Here is a 2279-nt window from a genome sequence, read left to right on the forward strand (position 1 = left end):
CTCCTGGATGGTGGCCAGGTCGACGCCGAGCAGCTCCGCGCACCGCTCCAACGGCGCCGCGATCGGCCGGCCCAGGTCTGGGTCGTGCCAAGTCCCCACCCGAGCAGCCTATCGAACGAGTGTTCGAGATACTATCGGCAATGCTACCGACCGCATCCGGACGGGTCGTTGGGGCACATTGGGGGCACAGAGCACCGGTCTCCACGGGTCAACAGCAGACAATCCGGGTAAGGGATTGACCTGATAGAAGGCTAGTAGCTTGGCAGTGGTGATTTGCGTGATGTGTGGCTTGGGGTGATGGTTCGTGCGGTCCAGGGATACCGCCGCCGGAGGAGACCCAAGTGCGCAAGCGGCACATCGTGATGTTGTCGGAGCCCGAGCGCGCGCAGCTCCATACGCTGATCGGCCAGGGTGCTGCCCCAGCCCGCGCGCTGACCCACGCTCGCATCCTGCTCAAAGCCAACCAAGGCGAGGCCGGTCCCGGCTGGACCGACCAGGTAATCGCCGAGGCGTTGGAGGTCCACCCCGCCACCGTGGCCCGCGTGCGCCAGCGGTACGTCACCGCCGGGCTAGACGCTGCGGTGCATCGCAAGCCGCCCGCGCGCCAGTATCGCCGCAAGCTCGATGGGGAGCAGGAGGCCCGCTTGGTCGCGTTGGCGTGCAGCGCCCCGCCGGAGGGTCGCAAGCGGTGGACGTTGCGGCTGCTTGCCGACCGGCTGGTCGAGCTGGAAGTTGTCGAGGACCTCTCGCGTGAAACGGTGCGGCAGGTCTTGCAGCAAACCGGCTCAAGCCGTGGCTGACCCAGCGTTGGTGCATCCCGCCCGAGCAGGACGCCGAGTTCTGCTGGCGGATGGAGGACGTGCTTGGGATCTACACCCGGCCCTATGACCCACGCCGCCCGCAGGTGTGTCTGGACGAGACCAGCCGGCAACTGCTGGCCGAGGTGACTGCGCCGCTGCCAGCCGCGCCCGGCCGGCCAGTACGCCAGGATTACGAGTACGTGCGGCAAGGGGTGTGCAACGTGTTCCTGGTGTGCGAGCCGTTGCGTGGCTGGCGGCATGTGACGATGAGCGAGCGGCGGACCCGGATCGACTGGGCGCACTGCATCAGGGAGCTGGTCGATGTCCACTATCCCGACGCCGAGCAGATCGTGCTGGTGCAAGACAACCTCAACACCCACACGCCGGCGTCGCTGTATGCGGCGTTCGCGCCGGCGGAGGCCAAGCGGCTGGCCGACAAGCTCGAGCTGCACTACACGCCCAAGCATGGCAGCTGGTTGAACATGGCCGAGATCGAGCTGAGTGTGCTGGCCGGGCAGTGCTTGGACCGGCGGCTGGCCGACCGGGCGACCCTCACGCGGGAGGTCGCCGCCTGGGAGGCGACCCGCAACGCGACTGGCCGCGGCGTGGACTGGCGGTTCACCACCGAGGATGCCCGCATCAAGCTCAAGCACCTCTATCCTGCAATTCAGGACTGACAGCCCACTAGGGCGGCCCCGGGCAGCCCGGCCCGCCACGGTGTCCGCCGGTAGGGTCCGATGTGGTAGAGGGTGGTGCCCCAGGCGACCAGCACGGCGAAGGCGACAGGCCAGCGCAGCCAGCCCCTGGTGGCGGCGAACTCCTGGTCGAGGCCGAGCCATCCGGCCAGCCGCAGGCCGCCGCCGAGCAGGGGGCCGACCACCACCGCGGCAAGCAGGACCACGGCCACCGCGACCGCGCTCAACGCCAGCCCCAGGGCGGTCAGCCGCTGGTGGACCAGCGAGCGCCGCTCCTCCAGGTCATAGGCCAGGTCGAGGGCCCGGATGACGGCCACGAAGCCACGCGACAGCCCCCATAGGGCGAGCAGCGACGCCACCGTGAGCAGCCCGCCCCGCGGTCGCGCGAACAGCTCCCGGACGGCGGCGACCGCCCCGGCGGCCTGCTCGGTCAGGATCCGGTCGAGGAACGACAGGACCAGCTCCTCGGCCCGCCCGGCGAGATCGCCGCCGATCAGGCCCTCCAGGGAGCCGAGGGCGGCGGCCACGACGAGCAGGCCCGGGAACAGGCTGAGCACGCCGAAGAAGGCGACCTCGGCGGCCAGGCCGCCGACGCGGTCCTCGATGGACTGACGGACCACCCGCAGCACCACCGCGACCCCGTCGCGCAGCCACCCGGGCGCGCCCGCCAGGCGGCCGGCCGCCCAGTCCTGGAGGCGGCCGGCGGCCGCCCGGCCCGGGATCACGGCCGGGGTTCGGCGGGGGGCTGGCCGGCGGCCGGGGCCCGGGCGGCGGCCGCGGCCGC

Annotated in this window: 2 protein-coding genes; one reads left to right on the top strand and one right to left on the bottom strand. The window is 71.3% G+C overall.

The features are described from left to right. The first annotated feature begins 362 nt into the window (after positions 1 to 362). Positions 363 to 1477 (top strand): IS630 family transposase gene (locus tag VF468_24560; GenBank protein ID HEX5881462.1). Its coding sequence is split into 2 segments (ribosomal slippage): positions 363 to 777 and positions 777 to 1477, totalling 1116 coding nucleotides; the frame shifts between segments, so codons are not numbered across the junction. Here the strand turns inward: VF468_24560 and VF468_24565 are convergent. After that, positions 1468 to 2279 (bottom strand): YihY/virulence factor BrkB family protein (locus VF468_24565; GenBank protein ID HEX5881463.1); only part of this gene is annotated, 812 nt, incomplete at its 5' end. The genes VF468_24560 and VF468_24565 overlap by 10 nt on opposite strands.

The sequence above is a fragment of the Actinomycetota bacterium genome (genome assembly GCA_036280995.1).
GTDB lineage: Bacteria > Actinomycetota > CALGFH01 > CALGFH01 > CALGFH01 > CALGFH01.